Origin of the sequence: Staphylococcus sp. FSL K6-3157, assembly GCF_038005145.1 — a bacterium.
GTDB lineage: Bacteria > Bacillota > Bacilli > Staphylococcales > Staphylococcaceae > Staphylococcus > Staphylococcus equorum.
Map to the genome: position 1 here is coordinate 1,886,701 of NZ_JBBOSM010000001.1, position 24,515 is coordinate 1,911,215.

Genomic DNA, 24,515 nt, shown 5'->3' on the forward strand with positions numbered 1-24,515 from the left:
GTTTCTTCCCTACTTTTATGCTCAATATAAATACACATTAATTTATATACAACACTTTTAAAAGAAAACAATGTAAAATGGATCCATACAATAACAAAATGATTTAGGAGGACTTAACAATTATGAAACAACCAATCATTATAGATACCGATCCTGGTATTGATGATGCCGCTGCTATAAGTATCGCGCTGAATCATCCCAACTTTGACCTACGAATGATTACTACAATTAATGGTAATGTTGGCATTGAGAAAACTACAGCAAATACGTTGAAACTCAAGCAATTCTTTGCAAGTGACGTACCCGTTCATAGAGGGGCTTCTCAACCATTAGTTTCTGAGATTGTAGATGCAAGCCAAGTTCATGGTGAGTCAGGTATGGATGGTTATCCATTTCCTAAAGTAAATGAAAAAGATTTAGCTTCAACACATGCTGTAGAAGCAATGCGAAAAGCTTTAATAAGTAGTGAGATTCCTATAACTCTTATACCAATAGGTCCATTAACGAATATTGCCTTATTACTTTCTACTTATCCAGAAGTAAAAGATTATATTAAGGAAATTGTATTAATGGGAGGCAGCGCAGGCCGTGGTAATGTCACCCCTTTAGCGGAATTTAATATTTATTGTGACCCTGAAGCTGCACAAATCGTTTTTAATTCTGGTTTGCCTTTAACCATGGTAGGACTTGATGTAGCAAGAAGTTCAACATTAAGCCATGCATTTGTAAATAAACTACCAACACTAAATGAAACTGGTGATATGTTGCATCAACTCTTCAAGCATTACAAAGGCGATGATTTTGAAAAAGGGATTAATGTATACGATGCATATACTGTGCTTTATTTGCTTCATCCTGAAAAATTCAATGTACAGGAAGCCGATGTACAAATAGAAACGAATGGTACGTTTACAAAAGGTGCAACAGTAACTGATTTCAAATCTCGCTTCCCTAATTGTTCAGTGGTCATGTCCATTCATCCAGATACGTTTGAGGGCATGTTCGTCAATGCACTAAAATACTGTAAATAAGTTGAATATGATTTGTAGCATAATATGACTATTATTTATACTTAAGAAAAAACACTCCTAATACTGTCATCAAGTTAAAGGTTATACCTTTACACTTTGCAGTTAGGAGTGTTTTAAATTACTTCACTTTAGGTTACTACAATAATCAAGTAATTAATAACGTTGCCCTACTATATTATAAGGTTTGTCTTGTTTTAGTAATTTATTAAAAATGTGTTTTATCTTTTCCTCATTATTCACATCATTATCTTCATAATTTGTCCCAAGCACCACAATATAGTCGTCATTAAAATATGCCGTAAATACTTGTCCAAAAAAACCACCATTAATTCGATTTTTATTAGGAAGTGAATAAAAACCAAAACGATACGCTTTTGGATAACGTGGCGTTAAACTTTCATGTAGTAAAGGCGTTGTTATATTATCTTTGAACAGTTCATTGTTTTGTAGAGTTAATATCAATTTTCCCATATCATGAGGGGTCATATATAAATTACCAGCGCCGTAATATTGGTTTAAAACATTAGGCTTCTGCTTAACCGGTTCACCTGTATTTTCATCTTTTTTATAGCCTTCCGCCATATCTTTTTTGAAAGTTTCATCATTAAAAAATGCTGTATGCTCCAATCCGTATGGCTTTGATAATCTGTTTTCGAAATTCTTTGAAAAAGATTTACCAGTTACTTCTTCTATCACACGAGATAAAACTAAATAATTAGCATCATTATATCTATCTTTATTATAAAATTTAGTCTCAATACCTTTGCGCTGTATTGACTGTACTGCACTGTCTAGATCTTTATAAGAAGTTGAAGCTTTATATTTATATAAACCACTTTGATGAAGCATAAGTTGATTTAATGTAATAGGTTTAGATGTTTTGAACCATGGCAAATATTGATGAACCACATCATTCATATTAATTTTTTGCTCATTTTCTAATTGCTTAAGCATTAATCCTGTGGTGAATTTTTGAGAAGATCCGATTAAATATAATGTGTCTGCCCTATTCTTTTCATCTGTTTCAAAATTTTTGAAACCATATCCTTTATTTAATTTAAGTTGACCACGTTCAAAAACAGCTACAGTGCCGTTAAAATTAACTTTTTCTAAATATTGATGAATCGCGTTTATTTGTGGGTTGTTTTTATCCATTACTGTTTTCAAATTATTCGTATGAATACTTTGGTATTTCGTGTCTTGTTTATTATCTTGATAATATCTGTATCCAATTGTAAAAGTGATTATTGTTAAAATAAAGATTAAAAAAATCATAAGTTGTTTTAGTTTTTTTGATGTCATCTTGCTGCCTCTACATAAATTAATCTATATTTTGAATATAGTCTTTTTCAAAATGATCTGTAATTGCATCTATATCTTCTACATTCAGAGAGAAATAGAGTTTAATTTTTGGCTCTGTTCCAGATGGTCTAAGCGCGATAAATCCATTATCAAAAATAAATCTAATTAAATCCGTTTTCGGTAACGTTAATGCTTCAGTTGTACCCTCTATAACATTTCTATTTTCACCCGTATGATAGTCTTCTATTTGTTTTACATCCATACCACAAATTGAGAATATATCGTTATTTCTAAATTGACTCATTATATTCGAAATCTTTTCTACACCTTCGGCTCCTTCAAATGACGGTGCGAGTGTTCTATCTTTAAATGCACCAATATTTTGATAAATATCTTCCATAGTGTCTTTAAATGTTAAACCATTTTTAGATAATAGATTTTTATATTTAACTAATAAAGGTACCATTTGAATTGCATCTTTATCTCTAGAAATTGATTTCGCTAAATAGCCGTGGCTTTCCTCAAATGCGAGTAATAATTGCGTCTCATTGTCTGCACCTTTTTGCTCAATTAAATCAGAAATATATTTAAATCCAGTCAGCACATTATTAACTTGTACATCTAACGCTAATGCTAATCTTTCTGCTAACTCACTTGTGACGATAGATTTAATAATGTAAAGTGGTGCGCCCGCTTCAACTAATTCTTGGAATCTCAATTTCATAAACAGTAACCCAATTTCATTACCATTAAAATATCTATATTCATTTTTTCCATAACGCTCAATAAAACCAAATCTATCTGCATCAGGGTCTGTAGCTATGATCAGTTGTGCGTCTGTTTTTTCTGCAAGTGCTAGGCCGTAATTAAAAGCAGTTTCATCTTCAGGATTAGCAATTTCTACAGTTGGGAAATTACCATCCGGTGTAGATTGCTCTTCTTCTATCACAAAATTTTGGTAATCCAATTCTGTTAATATATTTGAAACTAACGGTAAACTTGTACCATGTAAACTGGTTAATACTACTTTTGCACCTTTTTCATCAATCGAACCTACTAAATCTTTAACTTCACTTTTATATTTTTCAGTTACTTCACTAGTAATATATTTAATTCTATTATTTTCTTTTAATACTTCAAAATCGCCCTTTTTAATCGATAATGGAGATTCTATCGTATTAATATAATTACTAAGTTGTTCGGATTCATCAGGTAATAATTGGCCACCTTTTTCATCATAAATTTTTATACCATTATAATTTTTAGGATTATGACTAGCTGTTATCATCACACCTGCATCTGCATTCAAATGTCTAACGGCAAATGATAACTCTGGAGTAGATTTATAATCTTCTGACAAAATAGGTATAACATTATTATTAGCTAGCACACTAGCCATTTCTTGTGAAAATGCTTTAGATAAAAATCTCGTATCAAAGTGTATTACTACAGTTGGTGAATCAATTTTACTTCTTAAAAATTGAGCTAAACCTAAAGCCACTTTGCGAATTGTAAATGCATTTAATCTTCCTGGTCCTAAGCCAAAAGTGCTTCTAATACCTGCAGTTCCAAAAGCTAAACTTCCTTTGAACCCTTCTTCTTTTTCTGTTTCTGTTTGTATTTCATAAAAATCTTTCACTAAACTCTCATCTATTTTATCTAACCATTCTTGCTTCATACTCGCTTTTCCTCCTCATATCTTTTGCTAAAGATATATCCATTTCAATTATTAATTTTAAAAATATTTTATAGAAAGCATTGTTCTTAAATTATAACGTAGCAAAGCCCTTTTTTCTTATATTTATAATTATTTTGTCATTTCCTTGAAACACAGTTATTGTTCACAAGATGATATTTCTATTATATATTATAGCTCATGTATCGCTATAAATCATTTCTAAGCAAATGACAATTTTGTTAGTTTCTACTGATAAATTCCAATATATAAGCATTATACTTCACATACCCTGATTTAATTTTACTTTAAACTTGAAAATAACACATTCATAGTTGATATTTACTAGCTATAGTAATAAAATTATAAGTTATAGTACATTTTCTTCTTTACAAATATTTAATATAGTTAAAAGAGCTATAACATTTAACGATAATATAGTAACATGTACAAAATCATATACATGGGGAGCTTCAAACATGAATAAATTTTTAAAATATTTTTTAATATTTCTATCTTTAGTTCTTGTCGTTGTTCCGGTTATATTTGCTATCATTCTACTCAAATCATCTCAAGGCGCTTTTGAGAATTCTTTTAACGATGGTGACTCCTCTAGGAAATCAAACATTCGTGAATCTAAAGTCGATCCTTCTAAAGATCCTATTTCTATCTTATTTTTAGGTATTGATGGAAATAGTGGACGAGAAAAAAATGGGCAAAGTACTGAACAATCAAGAACCGATGCAATGATTCTTTCAACATTTAATTCCGATAAAGAACAAATAAGAATGCTAAGCATTCCACGTGATACAATCAGTTATATTCCAAAAGTAGGTTATTACGATAAAATCACTCATGCACATGCTTATGGTGGACCTACAGCTTCAATGGATTCTGTAGAAGCTACTTTAAACGTACCGGTTGATTATTATGTACGTATTAATATGGATGCATTCGTAGATGCTGTTGATGAACTTGGTGGCATTGAATATAATGTCCCTTATGACATCAGTGAACCAAATACTGATGACAGTGGCAAAATAAAAGTTGAAAAAGGACATCAAAAACTAAATGGCGACGAAGCATTAGCAGTCGCTAGAACACGACATCATGATTCTGATTTAAAACGTGGTCAAAGACAAATGGAGTTAATTAAAAAACTCTTTGCTAAGGCACAAAATGCTGGTTCCTTTAGTAAACTAGATGATGTTATTGAAATAGTTGGGAATAATTCAAAACATAATTTAAGCTATGATGAGGTAAAAGCTCTTGCAACATCTTATTTAAAAGATGATGTTGAAATCAAAAGTAAACAACTTGAAGGTGAAGATGATTACTTAAATGGAATCTATTATTACAATCCAGATATTAATAGTATTCAAGACACTTCAAATTTACTACGTGATGATTTAAATTTACCTAAGATTGAAGATACAAGTGATTTCTTAAATCAACGTGTCACTGATTTTTATGGTACACTCGTACCACAAACAGAGTTAGACAGTAGTCTACTTAGAAAAAATCAAAATGATACTTCCAATGATGATGATGAAAACAATTCATCAGAATTAAATGGCACTGAAAACAATGATAATTCACAACAACAGAATAACGATCAACAACAAATTGATCCTAATCAACAACAAGTAGATCCTAATCAGCAACAAGGTAACCCTAACCAACAACAAAACAATAATAATCAGCAACAACCGAATACCGACCAGCAACAAATTGATCCTAATCAGCAACAAAATACTCAAGAAGTACCAACTAATCAATATTAACTGTAGAGAGGAGCTCACTATATGTCACGCAAAACATACGAAAAACTTGCTCATATAAACGGAATGTTTAATGTTTTAGAACAACAAATGATACACAGCAAAGATATGGCGCTTTTTAGAAATGAATTTTTCTATGTCAATCATGAACACCGTGAAAACTATGAAGCTTTACGCATATACTATAAAGATAGTGATAATAATCCTATCATCGATGGTGCATGTTATATTGTTGGACTTCCAGAAATATTCGAAAAAGTTGATGTTTTTGAATCAGAATTACCGTTTTCATGGGTTTATAATCAAAATGGTATTACAGAAACAATGAAAGAAATTAGCGTACCCATCCAATATCTTATTGCGGCTGCACTAGAGGTTACAGATGTTAATTTATTTAGACCATCTGGTTTTACAATGGGTATGAATAATTGGAATATTGCACAAATGCGAATTTTTTGGCAATATACTGCGATAATTAGAAAAGAAGCACAATAATCATTAAAAAACGCCCTATCATATTAAACTTTGATAGGGTGTTTTTTTAACTAAAATAAATGAAACGAGGAATAGTTATGTTTAAAATTGTTACAACGCCTTCCATGATGGAAGATGCATACAGTATACGAAAACAAGTATTTGTTCTTGAACAAGGTGTACCGTTAGAAAATGAAATAGATCAATACGAAGCTATTGCTACACATATCATTGGATATGATGAAAACAACATCCCCTTCGCCACTGGTAGATTTCGTCCTTATGACAATGCTGTTAAAATAGAAAGAGTTGCTATTATTTCATCTCATAGAAAATCTGGATATGGCAAACTACTCATGCAATTTTTAGAAGAAATCGCTAAAAATCAAGGCCATCATTCCTTAATGCTAAATGCACAATGCCACGCTCAAACTTTTTATGAATCTCTAGGATATAAACCTTTTGGAAAGATTTTTATTGAGGAAAATATTGATCATATTGCTATGACAAAATCAATTTAACCCAATTTAATATGTTTTTGTATTTATATTGCAACTATCTTTTGTAATATTTCGATTTGTGTAATATTTCAATATTTTCAAAATTAAGCTTTATAACGCATTAAATCAGATGTTATAACTTTTCCAAAACTTAATTAGATTAATTTTATATTACAAATCAGTAAAAAGTAAACCACTCCTCCAAAAGTCGTATTATAATAGACATTAAATTATATAGTTAAAGGGGCAGTTTAATGACTAAGAAAAAGTTTACTTATAAAGTACCGTCGATGGTAGCACTAACGTTAGCAGGTACAGCTTTAACATCTCATCAAGCACAAGCTGCAGATGACGTACAAAATAAATCTACAAACGAGAATGTGTTAGATGATAAGAATACACTTAAACAAAGTGAACAAATCAAATCTGAAGTTAGTAAACCTACCACTAATATTTCAGGTACACAATCATACCAAGACCCTACACAAGTTGAACAGACCTTAGCAAACGAAGTTAATACTTACGATGCAGAATTAGATGAGTTGAACTCTGAGCAAACACCAAGTCAAGATACATACAATCAACAAACTTCAGGCCAAGAAGACCAAGCGAACACGCAATCTGAGGCTAATGAAGTAACTGAAAACACTCAGGATTCTGAAGATGCTCAAAGTATTGAACAAGATCCCGCTCAAAACAATACTTCTTCTGACCTAAACCAGCAAGATTCCGAAGAGACTCAACAATCTGTAGAAGATACTTCTAATCAAAATATTCAACACAACGAAGGCAATTCAACTGATGATGCAACTACTGCAGTTGATAACAGTCAAGCTGTTGAAAATACGCAAACTACTGAACAAAATACAGCTCAGGACAACACTTCTTCTGACGTAAACGAACAAAGTTCTGAAAATGCTCAACAATCTGAAGAAAATACTAATGTTCAAAATAATGAAGATAATTCAACTGATGATACAACAACTCCAATTAATAACAATCAAACTGTTGAAAATACGCAAGCTACTGAACAAAATACAGCTCAAGATAACACTTCTTCTGATGTAAACGAACAAAATTCTGAAGATACTAAAGCTACTGAAGAAGACACTTCTAATAAAGACGTTCAAGACAATCAAGCTAATCAAAATTCTGAACAAAATAAAGAGGACAACACTTCTTCTGATGTAAACGAACAAAATTCTGAAGATACTAAAGCTACTGAAGAAGACACTTCTAATAAAGACGTTCAAGACAATCAAGCTAATCAAAATTCTGAACAAAATAAAGAGGACAACACTTCTTCTGACGTAAACGAACAGAATTCTGAAGATGCTAAAGCTACTGAAGAAGATGTTTCTGACAAAGAGGTTCAAGATGATGAAGCTAATCAATCTACTGAACAAAATAAAGAGGACAACACTTCTTCTGACGTAAACGAACAGAATTCTGAAGATGCTAAAGCTACTGAAGAAGATGTTTCTGACAAAGAGGTTCAAGATGATGAAGCTAATCAATCTACTGAACAAAATAAAGAGAACAACACTTCTTCTGACATAAATGAACAGAATCCTGAAGATGCTAAAGCTACTGAAGAAGATGCTTCTAATGAAGACGTTCAAGATGATGAAACTAATCAATCTACTGAACAAAATAAAGAGGACAATACTTCTTCTGACGTAAACGAACAGAATCCTGAAGATGCTAAAGCTACTGAAGAAGATGCTTCTAATGAAGACGTTCAAGATGATGAAACTAGTCAATCTACTGAACAAAATAAAGAGGACAATACTTCTGCTGACTTAAACGAACAAGATTCTGAAGATACTCAACAGTCTGAAGAAGACGCTTCTGATAAAAACGTTCAAGATGATGAAACTAGTCAATCTACTGAACAAAATAAAGAGGACAACACTTCTGCTGACTTAAACGAACAAGATTCTGAAGATACTCAACAGTCTGAAGAAGACGCTTCTGATAAAAACGTTCAAGATGATGAGGATGCTACAGCTTCTGAAGATAATAAAGAAGACAACACTTCTTCTGACTTAAACGAACAAGATTCTGAAGACGCTCAACAATCTGAAGAAGATACTTCTTCTGACTTAGACGAACAAGATTCTGAAGATACTCAACAATCTGAAGAAGATACTTCTGATAAAGACGTTCAAGATGATAAGGATGCTAAAGATTCTGAAGATAATAAAGAAGACAACACTTCTTCTGACGTAAGTGAACAGAATTCTGAAGATGCTAAAGCTACTGAAGAAGATGCTTCTAATGAAGACGTTCAAGATGATGAAGATGTTAAAGCTTCTGAAGATAATAAAGTAGATGCCTCTTCTGACGTAAGTGAACAAAGCACAAGCGAAGATAGTAAGGCAACATCAACTGCGACAGCAGTTGCAACTAAGCCTAGTACGCCAAGTACTACTGCGACAACAGTAAGTACAGAAGCTACTCCTAAATTAAGAGTAGCATCAGCTAATGTAAATAATACGCTTTCAACGCGTTCTGCAATAACAAGAGAAGCAGGCACAACAAGTTCTCTACCAGCATATAGTCCACAAGTGAGTTCATCACTTAATAACTATATTCGTAACAATAACTTCCAAGCTCCAAATTATGAACAAGATATTGCAAGTTATTTACCGCAATATAATTATCGTTATGGTAAACCAGAAGGTATCGTTTTACACGAAACTGCAAATGATAACTCAACTATTACTGGTGAAATTAACTACATGAAGAATAATTATAATAGTGCTTTTGTTCATGCATATATTGACGGTAATCGTATTATTGAAACTGCAAATACTGACTATCTTGCTTGGGGCGCTGGTCCAGCTGCAAACGATCGATTTATTCATGTTGAGTTAGTTCATACACATGATTATGATTCATTTGCACGTTCAATTAACAATTATGCTGATTATGCAGCAACAAACCTACAATATTATGGTCTTTCACCAGATAGTGCTGAGTACGATGGACAAGGTACAGTTTGGACTCACCAAGCCGTTAGTACTTTCCTAGGTGGTTCTAATCATACTGACCCTCATGGTTACTTAGCTTCATATAACTACAGTTATGATGAATTATATGACCTAATCTATGAAAAATATTTAATTAAAACTGGTCAAGTAGCACCTTGGGGAGCAACATCTTCAGGTAGTACTAGTGGCAAAGACGAATCTACAAATACAGATGGTTCTAGCAATACTGGTGGCTCAGGTAGTACAGGTGGTTCTAGTAACACTGGTAGTACTGTTACCCCACTAAAAACAGGTTCATTAACAGTAGAAGCTAATAATGGTGTTGGCCGTATTAATACTACAAATGATGGCTTATATGCAACAGTTTATGACCACCAAGGTAAAAAAACTGATCGTACAAATCAAACACTAAAAGTTACAAAATCAGCCAAAATAGGCAACGAAAATTTCTATCTGGTAACTGATTATAACAAAGGGAACTTAATTGGTTGGGTTCACCAAAATGATGTGGATTATAACACAGCTAAACCTGTTACTGCGATAAACAAAACTTATAATATTAAACCAGGCGAAATTTTATATACAGTCCCTTGGGGTACTAGCTCTCAAAAAGCTGGAACTGTTTCAGGTAACGCTAACCAAACATTTAAAGCAACGAAACAACAACAAATTGGCAAAACAAACTATGTTTATGGCTCTGTAAATGATTTATCTGGTTGGGTAAGTTTAAGTAAGTTGTCTTCACCAAGTTCAACTGTTGCCCCACCTACAAATACAGGTCAATTATCAGTAACTAATCTTACTAACCAACAAGGTACTGTAGCCAAAACAAATCATGGTGTCTACACTTCAGTTTACGACAAACAAGGTGTACAAAAACCATATGTGAATGGCAATACTTATAAATTAAGTAAAAAAGCTACACTTGGAAGTAATAGTTTCTACTTAATAACAGATAACAAAACGAATAGTAATATAGGTTGGATGCAAACCGGTGATATTACAGTTAATGAAGCTACTACTAAAAATACAGCAAACCCAACCCAATCAGTAAGTAAAATTGGTCAATTAAATAATACAAATTCTGGTATTAAGACTAAAGTTAATGATACAAAAGCCAAAGATGCATCAAAATTATCAGGCCGTACATTTAACGTTACAAAACAACGTACACAAGGCGATAACACTTACGTATTAATTCAAAATTCTAACCAAAACACGCCATTAGGTTGGGTTAATACAAAAGACATCAATACACGTGATTTAAGTAAAACATCTGCTAAAAATGGTCAATTCACAGTTAAATCTACAAATAATGGACTTTATGCAGTACCTTGGGGTACAAAAGCTCAACAATTAGATTCATTAAAAAATGTGAAAAACAATCAATTTAATGCTTCTAAATCAGTTAAAGTGGATAAAGATGAATACGTGTACGGTAATGTTAATAACAAGACTGGATGGATTGCAGCTAAAGATTTAAATACAAATACAAATAATAAAGTTGCAACCGAAACTCAAACATCTAATGTAACTAAATCGGCAGCTACACCTTATAAATTTGATTATGTTATTTATAATGCTGATGGTAATTACTACTTAGATCCAACTTCTGATCAACCAGCAGGCTCATTAAATGATTTCTATGAAAGTATCTTTACAGTATTCGAGAAACAAGTTATCAATGGTGTGACTTGGTATCACGGCAAACTAACTAATGGCCAAATGGTTTGGATTAAAGAAGAAGACTTACGCAAAGAATTAATCAAATATTATCAATCTGGTCTAACGCTAGATGAAGCTGTTGCAATTCAAGCAGGTTTAAAAACCAAACCTCAAATTCAACACACACCAGGTAAATGGGAAGATGCTACACCTATCGAAATAAAAAATGCTATGGATACTGGTAAATTAGCACAAGACCCTACTCAAAAATATCAATTCTTACGTTTAGATAAATCTCAAGATATTGCTTCAGTAGATTTAGATAAACTTTTAGTTGGTAAAGGCATTTTAGAAGGTCAAGGCGAAGCATTCAGTGAAGCAGCTAAGGCTTACAATATAAATGAAGTTTATTTAATCTCACATGCCCTATTAGAAACAGGCGATGGTACTTCAAAACTTGCTAACGGTGGCGATGTAGTAGATGATAAAGTCGTAACAGATGGTCCAAACAAATATTATAATATGTTTGGTATCGGAGCAGTTGATAGCGATGCAGTTAAACAAGGTTTCGCTACTGCCAAATCTAACGGTTGGGATACAGTTAAAAAAGCAATCGTTGGTGGCGCTAAATTCATCTCAAGTTCATACATCAGCCAAGGCCAAAATACACTTTATAAAATGCGTTGGAACCCTGAAAATCCAGGTGAACATCAATACGCAACTGACGTAAGATGGGCAGAGCACAATGCCACACGTATTAAAGGGTTCTATGATTCAATGGGTAAATTAGGTAAATATTTTGATGTAAATACTTATAAAGCTTAAATTACGTCTACAATACTATATTTACTTTCATACAATTAAAATAAGAGTACATGATCACTCAACAGATATTTTCTATGAGTGAAACATGTACTCTTAAATTTATATATTGATGCTTCCATATAAATTAATCAGACCCAATAATCTAGCGTAAATAAGCATGACGAATGTTTAATTTATATAGCAAATGGTTTAAGTCTTCTATGTCTTGTGAAGTTAAATTTTGGCAGCGCGCTTCAATTAAAGCTACCCTTACCTCATTAATTTGTTGTACGAGTTCCCTTGTCTTATCCGTTACCATTAAATCTTTACATCTCAAATCTTTATTAGATTGTTTACTAGTTATGTAACCCATTTGGCAAAGTTTTTTTATCCAACGTGATACAATTGATTGTTCTTTATTAATTTTCATAGTTAAGTCATATTGAGATAAAACTTCATAATTGTATAAAATTCTTAACATTTCTAATTGCTCTGAAGTTAAATCTGTACGTTGGCCAAACCTTCTACTTACTAAGTTCAAATCGTTACTCGTCAGTGTAATTAATTGTTCTAGTTGTTTGTACATGTTGCTTCATCTCCACTATGTTAATTTACTTGTTACTACCAATCAAATGACACTATTATATTTCTTAATATTATAATGTCATTCTACATAATATACAATAATAAAATACAAATCGATCTATTTTGTTGCATTTCTCATATGATTTATAATAAATTAGTATCAGTGATTATAAAATTCACCCGGCACTTTTAAAGGAGAAAAAGCATGGCACAATTAAAAAAGAGAGATTACTTTTTTGACAATGCAAGAGCAATATTGATTTTTCTTGTTGTCTTTGGGCATTTATTACAACCATACAATGAAGCGAGTACATATCTATCGTCGCTGTACTTAACAATATACAGCTTTCATATGCCAGCATTTTTATTTATTTCTGGTTACTTTGCAAAAAAAGCAGGAGAAGCTGGTTATTTAGAAAAAGTCTCTAAAAAACTATTAATACCTTATATTATTTTCTTTAGTTTTTTCTCTATATATTATTATTTAACTGGTAAAGAAGATAGCGTTCAATTCGATCCTTTCGATCCAGTGTTCGCACTTTGGTTTCTACTTACATTATTCTTCTTTCATGTGATTTTAGTAATTGTTAAAGACTATAAACCTTATTTTGTCTTACCAATAGCAATCATTTTTTCATTGTTTGCTGGTTATTCTGACAATATTGATAATTATTTGAGTTTTTCAAGAACGATTATGTTCTTTCCGATATTTTATTTAGGTTATTTATTTACAAGTAAACATACTCAAATTTTACGAAATAAAAAGTTCGTCCCTATTGCTTTTATAATTTTAGTGGCCTTCTATATAATCTATACCATTCATCCAATCAATTCAGACTGGTTGTTAGGTGATTCGCCATATATGTCATTAGAAGGGAAACAAGATCTTTACAGTCCGTTCAAAAGATTACTCCTTTATTTTATTATTTTAGCAACAATGTTTTCTTTCTTGAATTTAATACCTGAAAAAGAAAAATTCTTTACTTATATAGGACGTAGAACAATGCATATCTATTTATTACATGGTCTTGTAATCGGAGTGGTTCGTGGTTTCGGTCTTCATCCGTTTAAAGATGAAATATCTGTTTTAACTTATATTTATCTTTTAAGTGCAACATGTTTCATTGTTTATATTTTATCGACACGTTTTGTATCAAAATGGACAAACCCAGTTATTAATTTGCAGTCACCTTCTAAATTCAAAGGTTAATAAAAGCATTTACCGAATTGTATTTATTTTAAATATGTTATGATAGAAATAATTTGATGATATCTATTAATCATACATATAAAAATACAATTCGGTATTTTTAATCTCGAGGTGAAATAATCAATGAAACTTTCTTTAAACAATAATGCTAAATATTTAAGCGCACCAAGCATACGTCAATTTTCAAGTCGTATTAAGAACATTGATAACTGTATCAATTTAACAATTGGCCAACCAGATTTTCCTATGCCAGATGTAGTTAAATCTGCATACATTAATGCGATAAATGAAGATCAAACAACCTATTCGCATAATAAAGGATTATTTGACACAAGAAACGCTGTAAGTGAATATTTTGAGCAACGCTATCATTTTAAGTATAGTACTGAAGAAATTATTATTACTAATGGCGCTAGTGAAGCATTAGATACAGCATTACGAAGTATTATTAATCAAGGCGATGAAATTATTGTTCCTGGCCCTATTTATGCAGGATACATTCCTTTAATTAAAACACTGGGTGGCGTTCCAATTTTCGTAGATACAACTCAGTCTCAGTATAAAATCACTCCTGAGGCCATAGAAGCTCATATTACGAACAATACAAAAGCAATATTACTCAACTATCCAACTAACCCTACTGGCGTCATATTATCGTATGATGAGGTGCAAGCAATCACTGAGACCTTGAAAGATAAAGAGATATTCATAATTAGTGATGAAATTTATGCTGAAAACACATTTAGTGGAAAACATACTTCTTTTGCAGAATTTGATGCTATCCGCGATCAACTTTTACTCGTAGGTGGTTTAAGTAAATCGCATTCTGCAACTGGTATCCGTATTGGATTTTTAATTGGACCTGAGTACTTAATTGAAAAGTTAACATTTATGCATGCTTATAATTGTATTTGTGCAAATGTACCAGCACAAATTGCTTGTATTGCTGCTTTAAATGAAGGCTTAGAAGCGCCACAATATATGAATAAAGCTTATATTGAACGTCGTGATTTTTTAATTCAAAAATTAGAGTCTCTTGGATTTGAACTTGATGCTAAGCCAGAAGGTGCTTTTTATATCTTCCCTAGCATCAAAAAATTTACTGATGACGATTTTGAATTTTGTATTAATGTACTTGAAAAAGCACATGTAGCAATGGTACCAGGTTCAGCTTTTACTGATTTAGGTAAAGGTCATGTACGTATATCCTATGCTTATGAACTTGATGCCTTAAAAGAAGGTATGAGAAGGCTTGAAGAATTTCTTAAGGAATACTATCAACAATAATTTTTTATTATAGACACAAAAGCACCCGCTAAATGTTGAATTATCTTCAATGTTTAGCGGGTGCTTTATATTTATAAATCTTCATTTTTCTTAAAAACATTTTTCTCAGCAAACGCTTTTAAAATTTGATAATAAGTAACTGACTCTTCACCTTCCATATCAAATTGTTGAATAACATCTTCGGAGATTTTGCTGAATTCTTCTTTAAGTTTCAAACCTTTTTCTGTTAATCTCACTTTAACTCTACGTTCATCTTCTTCTGTTCTGATTCGATTAATTAGGTCTTTTTTTTCTAAACGTTTAATTATAGGGCTTATAGTACCAGAATCTAAATAGAGTTCATCACATAACGTTTTAATATAAACATTTTTATCGTTTTCAATATAGAGTAATACAATATAGTTAGGAAAGCTTATATCATACTGTTTTAAGTAGCGATTAAAACGATTTACAACTTCTTTACTCGTAATATAAAATAAGTAGCACATTTCTTTTCGTATTTGGTCGTTAGCGTCTGATGCCATTGTTCTCCCTCATTTCTTTTCATTATAATATTAATATATTTTTAAATTATAGTCAAATATATTATAAGTATTAAAAGAGTTTTTTAAGCAACGTATTTCTAACTATAAATTGATACACTATCTTATTTTTATATAAAAATAAGATCTATGTAATGATTCCAGTTATTCATCTTTTTTATTCTTTTTACTATGGGCAAAATCACCGAATAAAGTCCTAATAATGTACCGAAACCATATCTTAGATGATTCCGTATAAGGGTACATAGTAAAGTCGAAGTTGTACTTGCAAAAAAGCGCAAAAAAATGTCGACAAAGTCTGATACTTTGTCGACAGTATATGTTAACCTCTCAATAACGGTTAATATAATAATTCCTTACGGGAATTTAGGGAATTGATCAAAATCAGGATCACGTTTTTCTTTAAACGCATCTCTACCTTCTTTTGCTTCATCCGTTGTATAGTAAAGTAATGTTGCATCTCCAGCCATTTGTTGAAGTCCAGCTAAGCCATCTGTATCTGCGTTCATAGCAGCTTTTAGGAATCTTAAAGCAGTTGGTGAATGTTTCTTAATGTCTTCACACCATCTAACAGTTTCATCTTCTACTTCGTCTAGTGGTACTACTGTATTAACTAATCCCATATCTAGTGCTTCTTGTGCATTATATTGGCGACATAAATACCAAATTTCACGCGCTTTTTTATGCCCTACTATACGTGCTAAATAACCAGAACCGTAACCTGCATCAAATGACCCTACTTTCGGTCCAGTTTGGCCAAAGATAGCATTATCAGCAGCAATTGTTAAATCACATACAACATTTAATACATTACCGCCACCTACTGCATAACCTCTTACCATTGCGATAACTGGTTTTGGAATTACACGAATAAGTCTTTGTAAATCTAATACGTTTAAACGAGGAACTTGATCTTCACCTACATAGCCACCGTGACCACGTACTGACTGATCTCCACCAGAACAAAATGCTTTATCTCCCTCACCTGTTAAAATAATAACAGCAACACGTTGATCATCACGTGCTTTAGTAAATGCATCCATCATTTCTTGTACCGTGTTTGGTGTAAAAGCATTACGAACTTCAGGTCGATTAATTGTTACTTTAGCGATTCCATCGTAATATTCATACTTAATCTCTTTATATTCTTTAATTGTTTCCCACTGTCTAGTCATTTTGCTCCTCCTTTTGAATAAAACCTAATACTATTCTATCAAATTCTGCCATTTCTTCCACATGAACAGTATGACCACTCTGTGCTATTTCAAAAAGTTCAGTTTTCGGTATAATTGAAACTATCTTTTGAGCAATTTCACAAAATTTACCATCTAAATTTCCAACAATAATACATGTTGGGATTTGTATTTGATTCAATTCCGACCATAAATTAGGCATTTTTCCAGTACCATAATCTCTCAACGCTTTTGCTAATCTAGATGCGTCTTGACGCATTCTCATGTTACGAATACTTAATTTAGTGATCTTATCTAAGTCATGTTGTGTATAAAATAGTGGCAGTTTTTCCCAATCATTAACAAAAACTTCTAATCCTGCAATTTCTAATACTTGGGCACGTGCATAATCAACTTGTTGCCTTTCTATCTGTGCTGTTCTATCTTCAATGCCTGGGGACGTACTTTCCAAGACAAGACCTGTCAATGTAGTGTTGCCATGAATTGCATGATACAACGCTATTCTACCACCCATTGAATAGCCATGTAAAAATAATTGATATGCACTAAACACTTCTAGCGTTTCATCTAACTGTTGGCTAATAAAAGGAAAGTCCCACTCTCGATGAAATGGAGATTCATCTGCACCATGTCCAGGCAAGTCAATTGTTACGATATTTACGCTTTCTTTCAATATGTGAATATGGTTATCAAATGCCTGTTGATCACTAATAAAGCCGTGTAGCATCACTAATAATTGATTAGTTGATTGATTCGCTCGATGAAATTTATAATGTAACATTGATAATATCACTCAACTTTTTATAGAGTTTAAGATGTTGTTGTAGATTATCTTCTCTATGCGTCATAATTTCATAGATATGTGCGCCAAATTTGGATAACTCAGTGTACTTAAATGCTTCAATAGATTCAAATCGTTTAAATGTAAAGTCGTAAAGTAGCGCAGTATGTTCAAAATCCAATCCAGTTGGTGTGCCAAATAACCTTTCGAAATATGCATCGGCTGTATCTTTCTGTGGTAAATAGGAAAAGATTCCTCCACCATCATTATTTAATAGCACGATATTCAAATTGATGTCATTTAATTTAGACATAAGCAAGCCATTCATATCATGATAAAAGGCTAAATCGCCAATTAACAATGTCACTTTCTTGTGTACCGCCATACCTAATGCTGTTGAAGTAACACCATCAATACCATTAGCGCCACGATTTGAAAAGACTGCTGCTTCACAGTCTATAAACAAATTATCTACATCTCGAATTGGCATACTATTACTCACAAATAATGCATCATCTGTTGTTAATTTGTCTAGTACATTTGCTACGTAGGCCGCTTCATCTGTCGCAGTTCTTACATAATCTTTAATTTCAACTTTGGCATGTTTCTCTAATGATTGCCATTTTTCTAACCATTGCTTACGTTCAACTGTAGTTGTCTCAGATAATTGTCTAAAGAAATCATTTGCAGACATCTCGTAAGAAACATGAGGTGTTATTGGAAATGCATCTGGTCTATCGTTATTCTGCACTAATATTTGAAATGCCTTCGTATCTTTTAACCATTGATTTATTTTTTTAGAAATAACTGGTTTACCTACTCTAATTATAAAATCAACATCTACTTCTAATCCGGCTCTAAATAATAAGTCATATGTCGTTATAACATTAGGATGGTGCTCACGACGTAATTGACTTAATGGGTCAGCAAGTATAGGCATATCATGTATCGTCGCAAATGTGAGTATTTGATCTACATCTTGATGCTGCATATCACCAACGATAATAAGTCCTTTGCGTTTTTTAACAATTACATTTATTTCATTGAGACTCGTCGTTTTTTGATAATGTGGCATAATCTTCGTATCTGAAGTTAACCATTCAACTTTTTCTAAATCAGGTGTCAGCGGCTCTCTAAATGGCAAATTCAGATGAATTGGACCTCGATGCGGGCCATATAAATACTGACTCGCTTTTTGTAATTGGAATTTAACTGTATTCGTCATAAAGTCTTGGTCATCATTACTATCAGCAATAGGGAAATCAAATTGATATTGTGTATAATTTGCAAACATATTTGTTTGATCTATTGCTTGTGGTGCCCCGATACCTCTGAGTTCATGTGGACGATCACTTGTTAATACCACTAGTGGTAAATGACTCAAGCTACTTTCAGAAATGGCTGGTGTATAATTCGCGGCAGCACTACCAGATGTACAAAGAATAGCAACTGGTCGCTCACTACCTTTCATTAACCCCATCGCAAAGAAAGCAGCACTACGTTCATCTGGATGAATCCAAGATTTCATTTTAGGATGTGCCTCAATTGCAATTGCCATTGGTGTTGAACGAGAACCTGGACTTATCACTATTTCTCTTATTCCGTATGCATATAATTCTGAAACAAAAGTAAATACCTGTTTTGTTAATGCAGTTGTATGGTTATTCATATTTCTCGACTCCTAAAGCTTTCATCATTGGGCTAAATTTAACAGCAGTCTCTTCTACTTCACTATCCGCATCAGAATCACTTACAATCCCACAACCAGCAAATAATGTTGCCTGATTTTTCTTAATCAACATAGATCTAATTGCAACAATAAATTCACAATTATCATACATGTCAATATAGCCAACTGGCGCGCCATAAAGCCCACGTGTTCCAAACTCATTTTGTTCAATATATTCAATTGCTTCCTCTTTAGGATAACCTCCAAGTGCCGGCGTCGGATGAAGATTATCTAATAAACCAATATAAGATTCGCTAATCAATTGTCCTTTAATTTTCGTATATAAGTGATACAAATGATCATTTGTTAAAATTTGCGGTTTTTTATTGTATGTAATATCTTCAACATACAATTCAATGTCATTCAATATACTGTCTACGACAAAACGATGTTCATTTAAGTTTTTTTCATCGTTTAAAAATGCATTTATATTTTCATTATCCACATCATCGTGGTGCGTACGTTTAATCGTACCTGCAACTGCTTTGGTAGATAGTATTTCATCATTAATTTCCATTAACTGTTCAGGTGTTTGTGAAAAGAATACACTGTCTTGTGATTCTAATACAAATAAGTAACTATTATGTTCACCTTGTGTTGCTTGGTTTAAGATATAAGGGATGTTTATGTTTTTATCAAACATAATCAATCGTTTTCTTGCAAGCACAATTTTTTTATTTTCGTCTAATATATCTATTGTATCTTTAACTAAATCACGCCACTCATCTTTATAAATATCCTCAATGCGCTTAATTTCACCTTTTTCAAAATTTGGGCTAACATTCTCTTGAGTTAACTTATCTATAATCGATAAAAATGAGTCAATTTCAAATTGATCTGCTTTTACAGTATAGGTAATATACGTGTTTCCTTCTTCCATAGTTACCAATACTTCAGGTAATATAAAATGATTAATACCAAATTCACGCCACTCATCTCCAGATTTATGTGTTGAAAATTGGAATCCACCACATATCTTTAAATGATGTCGTTCTGAATTTGGATGAATTAAATCAATATCACTTTTATATTTTTCCCATTCTCGGAAAATAGATTGTTTACTTTCAAAGTCATTTTTAAATCTTTTAATAGCATGATAGCCAAAGAATGAAGTTTCGTTGTCATTTTTTTTAAAATAAAAACGGTCTCCTACACTGTCTTCCGTAACATGGAATAATACAGTAGGATCTAATTCATAATTTAATTTTGCTTCTACAGAAACCCAAGTATGATTACTTTCGTATACCGCTTCGACAATTTCACTTTCCTTGACGTCCAAAGTCATCTATTTCACTTCTTTCATTTATCAGTTTGCACTCATTATAATATTGTACCACTTTTCACAATATGTGTATGGTATCTAGCCTATTTCATTTATATAATTTTCACGTTATTTGACCTTTACAAGTTCTTCCATTAAAATAAATTTGATAAAAAATATTTTAATATAAAAGAATTCGAGGTATAAAATTTTATGGCATCTCAATATCAACAATATTCTACTGTCAGAAAATACTGGCACTTAATGAGACCACATACTTTAACCGCTGCTGTGGTACCAGTACTTGTTGGTACTGCTACTGCAAAAATATTCCTACTTGGTAGTGAAGATCATCTAAGTCTTGCTTTACTTTTAGCCATGTTAATCGCTTGTTTATTAATTCAAGCTGCGACAAACATGTTTAATGAATACTATGATTTCAAAAAAGGGTTAGATGACCACACTTCTGTAGGAATCGGTGGTGCAATCGTTCGCAATGGCATGAGTCCTAAGTTAGTCATGAATATAGCCATTGCATTTTATGTCATTGCTGCTTTACTGGGATTATTTATAGCCATCAACAGTTCATTCTGGCTCATACCAATTGGACTCGTGTGTATGGCAATTGGCTATTTATACACGGGTGGACCGTTCCCTATTTCTTGGACTCCTTTTGGTGAAGTATTCTCTGGAATTTTCATGGGTATGATTATTATTTTAATTGCATTCTTCATTCAAACAGGTAATTTACAAAATCTAGTTGTTTGGATCAGTCTTCCGATTGTTATAACAATCGGTTTAATCAATATGGCTAATAACATTCGTGACCGTGTTAAAGATAAAGAAAGTGGTCGTAAGACATTACCTATTTTATTGGGTAAAAATAATTCAATACGCTTCTTAGCATTAATGTACATTGTCGCGTATGCATTAGTTATCTATATTACATTCTTCCAACCTGGTGGTTCAATTTTCTTTTTACTTGCATTACTGTCATTCCCGCTACCTATCAAGGCTGTACGTAGATTCAAAAAGAATGACACGCCAGCAACTATGATGCCAGCAATGGCTGCAACAGGAAAAACGAATACATTCTTCGGTCTACTGTATGCACTAGGTATTTATATTAGTGCTCTGCTCGGTGGTATTTAATATATTTCTCAATTAGCAAGTTTAACCCAGCAATCAAATAAAGTAAGTATTACTTTTTCGATCTTCATACTCATGAAGGTCGATTTTTTGTTTTTTAACAGAGATAAAAACTCAGTCTTTTATATGTACCATGTGGTAATGCATATGACCATATAAATCGAATTCACTTGTAGGTTGGAATCCTAATTTTTTATAAACATGTAACGCCCCATCATTGAGTAAATCACAATTTAAGCTCCATTTTTCATCTGGATACGTTTCTAATACATGTTTAATTAATTTAGTAGCGACACCCTGCCCTCTAAATTCTGGGAATGTAGCAACTGTTTCGATATACCATTCATCATCATTAGCCTCTTTCATTGGCATCGGCGTCCCATATGCTCTAATGTCTTCATCTAATTCCATATCTAACCAAGCCTTTTCAAGCTCTAACTCTTTGTTACCAGGATATGCAATTAAGCAACCTGCAATGTTACCATCGACTTCGTATATCCAAGTGTTACTATAATGACCTCTATATGGTACATCCACCATACTTTGTTCCATGATTTTTAGTAATCTTTCTTTATCGGTGTATTCCACTAAATCTATGTCTAATTGACTCCATATGATATAACATAATTTTGCAATTTCATGCTTATCCGTAGGTTTAGCTTTTCTAATCATTTGTATTCTCCTTACTATGTTTATTTAACTATATTATATATGAATTAAATAAAAAATTCGAAGTAATAATTGGTTTTTACGAGAAATCGTTTTTCATTAATTGTTTTCGATTGTTGAATCGCTTAATATAAGAGATAATTAAGATAAGAACTTTAAAATGAAAGGACTAGACATATGAAAGTAAATAAAGTCATTTACGTTATACTTGCATTTTTACTCGGTTGGTGTGGCATTCATAAATTTTACTCAAATCAACTTTTACAAGGTATTATACATTTAGTGTTCTTTTGGACAGGCATTCCATACGTTATCGCTATCATTAGTGGCATCATTACGATTTTCTTTAACAAAGCAGACGAAGACGGTCTTATTTCTTTTGAAAAATAACCACTTTTTTATTAAAAGATAAAATATTTTCTATTTTCTCCAATATTTCATCTGAAATTGGGTAAAGAAACTATATAGCAAATTATGGAAAGTTGAATTGTAACTTAGGAGGACTAATAATGAAAAATATTATATCACGTGTTTTCAGATCTGTAGTAGTAGGCTTTATTATAAAAGGAATCAGAAATTTAATAAGTAAAAAATAGATTTCATATACATTGAAATTTACGAAAAAATTGAAAAAGCTAATTGTTTCTAATTTTAGAAACGATTAGCTTTTATTTTTACAATTACCTTATAGAACTCTTATGATTAACAAAAAACACCCACCAAATGGTGAGTGTTTTTTAATTATTTTCTTTTTCTAATTGCTTTCATAATAAATGAAACAATTAAGATTAATACGATTGCCCCGATTAGTGCTGGTAAGATTGGAACGCCACCTAAGACTGGCCCCCATGTACCTAATAATTTACTACCAATAGCTGAACCGATTAAACCTGCAATAATATTACCAATTATTCCACCTGGAATATCTTTACCTAAAATTGCGCCGGCTAACCAACCGATTAAACCGCCTACAATAATCATCATAATAAAGCCCATATATCTCTCTCCTATTTTCTTGATTTATCACAATGAATAGCTTACCACTTTTTTTATTTATATACAACATTGTGAACAATATTTATTTTGGAAACCAAAACAATTTCTTAGTTTTTCCTCAAGTCATCTCTATTTAAATGCGCTATAACAATATTTTATAATGAATTTCTTGTTTTTCATGCAATATCAAGATATATATAGTCATACAAAATCTTGAAATAAAACCAAAAATTCATTACATTTATTGCATCATATTACCGATTAAGATTTACTCATATCTAATTATCATAATCTTGTTGTTTATAGTACATTTTTCCCTAACTAGTTATTTAAAATTTTACAAACTATAATTATTAATACACTTTTTCATTTTGACGTGTAAAAAACCTTCAAAGTTTTCACTTTTAGTGTCTACTTTGAAGGTTTTTATTATTTTTCTGATTTAATTTATGCTCATTTTTAAAATTGAGATAATTATAGTTCTTTAAATCGTTTAATTGTATCTCCTATTTCATCTCTTACGCGTTGAAACTCTGACCATGCTTTACCTGCTGGGTCATCAAAGCCCCAATGTTCTTTTTTCACATTAGGCGGTATAACTGGACAATTATCATCAGCATCACTACAAAGTGTAACAACGAGATCAGATTGTTTTAAAATATTACTATCAATCATATCGGATGTATGATTTGAAATATCAATATTAACTTCTTTCATAGCTTCTATCGCCTTAGGATTTACACCATGCGTTTCGATACCTGCTGAGTAAACATTCCATTCTTTGCCGAGTATTTCTCTTCCCCAGCCTTCAGCCATTTGACTACGACAAGAATTACCAGTACATATAAAGTAAATTGTTTTTTTATCCATTTATGATTACCTCTC

Annotated in this window: 20 protein-coding genes; 9 read left to right on the top strand and 11 right to left on the bottom strand. The window is 32.1% G+C overall.

Annotated elements, in window-relative coordinates:
* Window positions 1-122 precede the first annotated feature (122 nt).
* Window positions 123-1,031 carry a ribonucleoside hydrolase RihC gene (gene rihC / locus MHB47_RS09045; RefSeq protein ID WP_340756262.1) on the top strand — a complete coding sequence of 303 codons (909 nt, stop codon included), beginning with the start codon at window positions 123-125 and terminating at the stop codon, window positions 1,029-1,031.
* A 153-nt stretch (window positions 1,032-1,184) separates the two neighbouring features.
* On the opposite strand, the gene MHB47_RS09050 is transcribed toward rihC, so the two are convergent.
* Together MHB47_RS09050 and MHB47_RS09055 are read right to left on the bottom strand one after the other, a co-directional pair.
* Window positions 1,185-2,333, bottom strand: a complete 1,149-nt coding sequence (locus tag MHB47_RS09050) for a serine hydrolase domain-containing protein (RefSeq protein WP_340756264.1) — start codon at window positions 2,331-2,333, stop codon at window positions 1,185-1,187.
* 19 nt (window positions 2,334-2,352) lie between these two features.
* Complete coding sequence (locus MHB47_RS09055; RefSeq protein ID WP_340756266.1) at window positions 2,353-4,011, bottom strand: phospho-sugar mutase; 1,659 nt, start codon at window positions 4,009-4,011, stop codon at window positions 2,353-2,355.
* 476 nt (window positions 4,012-4,487) lie between these two features.
* On the opposite strand from MHB47_RS09055, the gene MHB47_RS09060 reads away from it, so the two are divergent.
* The 4 genes from MHB47_RS09060 to MHB47_RS09075 all read left to right on the top strand — a co-directional run bounded on the left by MHB47_RS09060 (window position 4,488) and on the right by MHB47_RS09075 (window position 12,249).
* The gene (locus MHB47_RS09060) at window positions 4,488-5,792 is read left to right on the top strand and encodes an LCP family protein (RefSeq protein ID WP_340756267.1); all 1,305 of its coding nucleotides are present in this window, start codon (window positions 4,488-4,490) and stop codon (window positions 5,790-5,792) included.
* A gap of 21 nt (window positions 5,793-5,813) precedes the next feature.
* Window positions 5,814-6,284 carry a DUF2538 family protein gene (locus MHB47_RS09065; protein ID WP_002508047.1) on the top strand — a complete coding sequence of 157 codons (471 nt, stop codon included), beginning with the start codon at window positions 5,814-5,816 and terminating at the stop codon, window positions 6,282-6,284.
* 77 nt (window positions 6,285-6,361) lie between these two features.
* Window positions 6,362-6,784: a GNAT family N-acetyltransferase gene (locus MHB47_RS09070; RefSeq protein WP_340756269.1), complete on the top strand. Its 423-nt coding sequence runs from the start codon at window positions 6,362-6,364 to the stop codon at window positions 6,782-6,784.
* A gap of 233 nt (window positions 6,785-7,017) precedes the next feature.
* On the top strand, window positions 7,018-12,249 hold the full coding sequence (locus MHB47_RS09075; RefSeq protein WP_340756271.1) for a GW dipeptide domain-containing protein: 5,232 nt from the start codon (window positions 7,018-7,020) through the stop codon (window positions 12,247-12,249).
* A gap of 142 nt (window positions 12,250-12,391) precedes the next feature.
* Here MHB47_RS09075 and MHB47_RS09080 read toward each other — a convergent pair whose 3' ends face one another.
* Window positions 12,392-12,814 (bottom strand): MarR family transcriptional regulator, encoded by a 423-nt coding sequence (locus MHB47_RS09080; RefSeq protein WP_340756273.1) that lies wholly within the window; start codon window positions 12,812-12,814, stop codon window positions 12,392-12,394.
* A gap of 204 nt (window positions 12,815-13,018) precedes the next feature.
* Here MHB47_RS09080 and MHB47_RS09085 point away from each other — a divergent pair, with 204 nt between their 5' ends.
* Together MHB47_RS09085 and MHB47_RS09090 are read left to right on the top strand one after the other, a co-directional pair.
* Complete coding sequence (locus MHB47_RS09085) at window positions 13,019-14,023, top strand: acyltransferase family protein (RefSeq protein WP_340756275.1); 1,005 nt, start codon at window positions 13,019-13,021, stop codon at window positions 14,021-14,023.
* A gap of 123 nt (window positions 14,024-14,146) precedes the next feature.
* Window positions 14,147-15,310 carry an aminotransferase class I/II-fold pyridoxal phosphate-dependent enzyme gene (locus MHB47_RS09090; RefSeq protein ID WP_340756277.1) on the top strand — a complete coding sequence of 388 codons (1,164 nt, stop codon included), beginning with the start codon at window positions 14,147-14,149 and terminating at the stop codon, window positions 15,308-15,310.
* Window positions 15,311-15,381: 71 nt separating this feature from the next.
* Here the strand turns inward: MHB47_RS09090 and MHB47_RS09095 are convergent, their stop codons facing one another.
* From MHB47_RS09095 to MHB47_RS09115, 5 genes are all read right to left on the bottom strand, one after another.
* Complete coding sequence (locus MHB47_RS09095) at window positions 15,382-15,834, bottom strand: MarR family winged helix-turn-helix transcriptional regulator (RefSeq protein ID WP_002508053.1); 453 nt, start codon at window positions 15,832-15,834, stop codon at window positions 15,382-15,384.
* A 374-nt stretch (window positions 15,835-16,208) separates the two neighbouring features.
* Window positions 16,209-17,027 (bottom strand): 1,4-dihydroxy-2-naphthoyl-CoA synthase, encoded by an 819-nt coding sequence (gene menB / locus MHB47_RS09100; RefSeq protein WP_002508054.1) that lies wholly within the window; start codon window positions 17,025-17,027, stop codon window positions 16,209-16,211.
* On the bottom strand, window positions 17,020-17,826 hold the full coding sequence (menH, locus tag MHB47_RS09105; protein ID WP_340756279.1) for a 2-succinyl-6-hydroxy-2,4-cyclohexadiene-1-carboxylate synthase: 807 nt from the start codon (window positions 17,824-17,826) through the stop codon (window positions 17,020-17,022). Before menH ends, menB begins: the two co-directional genes overlap by 8 nt.
* Complete coding sequence (gene menD / locus MHB47_RS09110; protein WP_340756281.1) at window positions 17,813-19,495, bottom strand: 2-succinyl-5-enolpyruvyl-6-hydroxy-3-cyclohexene-1-carboxylic-acid synthase; 1,683 nt, start codon at window positions 19,493-19,495, stop codon at window positions 17,813-17,815. Before menD ends, menH begins: the two co-directional genes overlap by 14 nt.
* Window positions 19,488-20,840 (bottom strand): isochorismate synthase, encoded by a 1,353-nt coding sequence (locus tag MHB47_RS09115; protein ID WP_340756283.1) that lies wholly within the window; start codon window positions 20,838-20,840, stop codon window positions 19,488-19,490. Before MHB47_RS09115 ends, menD begins: the two co-directional genes overlap by 8 nt.
* 189 nt (window positions 20,841-21,029) lie before the next feature.
* On the opposite strand from MHB47_RS09115, the gene MHB47_RS09120 reads away from it, so the two are divergent.
* On the top strand, window positions 21,030-21,968 hold the full coding sequence (locus MHB47_RS09120; RefSeq protein WP_340756285.1) for a 1,4-dihydroxy-2-naphthoate polyprenyltransferase: 939 nt from the start codon (window positions 21,030-21,032) through the stop codon (window positions 21,966-21,968).
* Window positions 21,969-22,079: 111 nt separating this feature from the next.
* On the opposite strand, the gene MHB47_RS09125 is transcribed toward MHB47_RS09120, so the two are convergent.
* A complete protein-coding gene (locus tag MHB47_RS09125) occupies window positions 22,080-22,637 on the bottom strand; it encodes a GNAT family N-acetyltransferase (protein ID WP_002508059.1) in 558 nt (185 codons plus the stop codon).
* Window positions 22,638-22,811: 174 nt separating this feature from the next.
* On the opposite strand from MHB47_RS09125, the gene MHB47_RS09130 reads away from it, so the two are divergent.
* The gene (locus tag MHB47_RS09130; protein WP_002508060.1) at window positions 22,812-23,024 is read left to right on the top strand and encodes a TM2 domain-containing protein; all 213 of its coding nucleotides are present in this window, start codon (window positions 22,812-22,814) and stop codon (window positions 23,022-23,024) included.
* Between the two features lie 351 nt (window positions 23,025-23,375).
* Here the strand turns inward: MHB47_RS09130 and MHB47_RS09135 are convergent, their stop codons facing one another.
* Window positions 23,376-23,630: a GlsB/YeaQ/YmgE family stress response membrane protein gene (locus tag MHB47_RS09135; RefSeq protein WP_340756288.1), complete on the bottom strand. Its 255-nt coding sequence runs from the start codon at window positions 23,628-23,630 to the stop codon at window positions 23,376-23,378.
* A gap of 474 nt (window positions 23,631-24,104) precedes the next feature.
* Window positions 24,105-24,500 (bottom strand): arsenate reductase (thioredoxin), encoded by a 396-nt coding sequence (gene arsC, locus MHB47_RS09140; protein WP_002512251.1) that lies wholly within the window; start codon window positions 24,498-24,500, stop codon window positions 24,105-24,107.
* Window positions 24,501-24,515: the final 15 nt, after the last annotated feature.

Excerpts from the sequence above, each read along its gene's own strand:
- rihC (WP_340756262.1), top strand. The coding sequence starts at position 123 with ATGAAACAACCAATCATTATAGATACCGATCCTGGTATTGATGATGCC.
- MHB47_RS09050 (WP_340756264.1), bottom strand. The coding sequence starts at position 2,333 with ATGACATCAAAAAAACTAAAACAACTTATGATTTTTTTAATCTTTATT.
- MHB47_RS09055 (WP_340756266.1), bottom strand. The coding sequence starts at position 4,011 with ATGAAGCAAGAATGGTTAGATAAAATAGATGAGAGTTTAGTGAAAGAT.
- MHB47_RS09060 (WP_340756267.1), top strand. The coding sequence starts at position 4,488 with ATGAATAAATTTTTAAAATATTTTTTAATATTTCTATCTTTAGTTCTT.
- MHB47_RS09065 (WP_002508047.1), top strand. The coding sequence starts at position 5,814 with ATGTCACGCAAAACATACGAAAAACTTGCTCATATAAACGGAATGTTT.
- MHB47_RS09070 (WP_340756269.1), top strand. The coding sequence starts at position 6,362 with ATGTTTAAAATTGTTACAACGCCTTCCATGATGGAAGATGCATACAGT.
- MHB47_RS09075 (WP_340756271.1), top strand. The coding sequence starts at position 7,018 with ATGACTAAGAAAAAGTTTACTTATAAAGTACCGTCGATGGTAGCACTA.
- MHB47_RS09080 (WP_340756273.1), bottom strand. The coding sequence starts at position 12,814 with ATGTACAAACAACTAGAACAATTAATTACACTGACGAGTAACGATTTG.
- MHB47_RS09085 (WP_340756275.1), top strand. The coding sequence starts at position 13,019 with ATGGCACAATTAAAAAAGAGAGATTACTTTTTTGACAATGCAAGAGCA.
- MHB47_RS09090 (WP_340756277.1), top strand. The coding sequence starts at position 14,147 with ATGAAACTTTCTTTAAACAATAATGCTAAATATTTAAGCGCACCAAGC.
- MHB47_RS09095 (WP_002508053.1), bottom strand. The coding sequence starts at position 15,834 with ATGGCATCAGACGCTAACGACCAAATACGAAAAGAAATGTGCTACTTA.
- menB (WP_002508054.1), bottom strand. The coding sequence starts at position 17,027 with ATGACTAGACAGTGGGAAACAATTAAAGAATATAAAGAGATTAAGTAT.
- menH (WP_340756279.1), bottom strand. The coding sequence starts at position 17,826 with ATGTTACATTATAAATTTCATCGAGCGAATCAATCAACTAATCAATTA.
- menD (WP_340756281.1), bottom strand. The coding sequence starts at position 19,495 with ATGAATAACCATACAACTGCATTAACAAAACAGGTATTTACTTTTGTT.
- MHB47_RS09115 (WP_340756283.1), bottom strand. The coding sequence starts at position 20,840 with ATGACTTTGGACGTCAAGGAAAGTGAAATTGTCGAAGCGGTATACGAA.
- MHB47_RS09120 (WP_340756285.1), top strand. The coding sequence starts at position 21,030 with ATGGCATCTCAATATCAACAATATTCTACTGTCAGAAAATACTGGCAC.
- MHB47_RS09125 (WP_002508059.1), bottom strand. The coding sequence starts at position 22,637 with ATGATTAGAAAAGCTAAACCTACGGATAAGCATGAAATTGCAAAATTA.
- MHB47_RS09130 (WP_002508060.1), top strand. The coding sequence starts at position 22,812 with ATGAAAGTAAATAAAGTCATTTACGTTATACTTGCATTTTTACTCGGT.
- MHB47_RS09135 (WP_340756288.1), bottom strand. The coding sequence starts at position 23,630 with ATGGGCTTTATTATGATGATTATTGTAGGCGGTTTAATCGGTTGGTTA.
- arsC (WP_002512251.1), bottom strand. The coding sequence starts at position 24,500 with ATGGATAAAAAAACAATTTACTTTATATGTACTGGTAATTCTTGTCGT.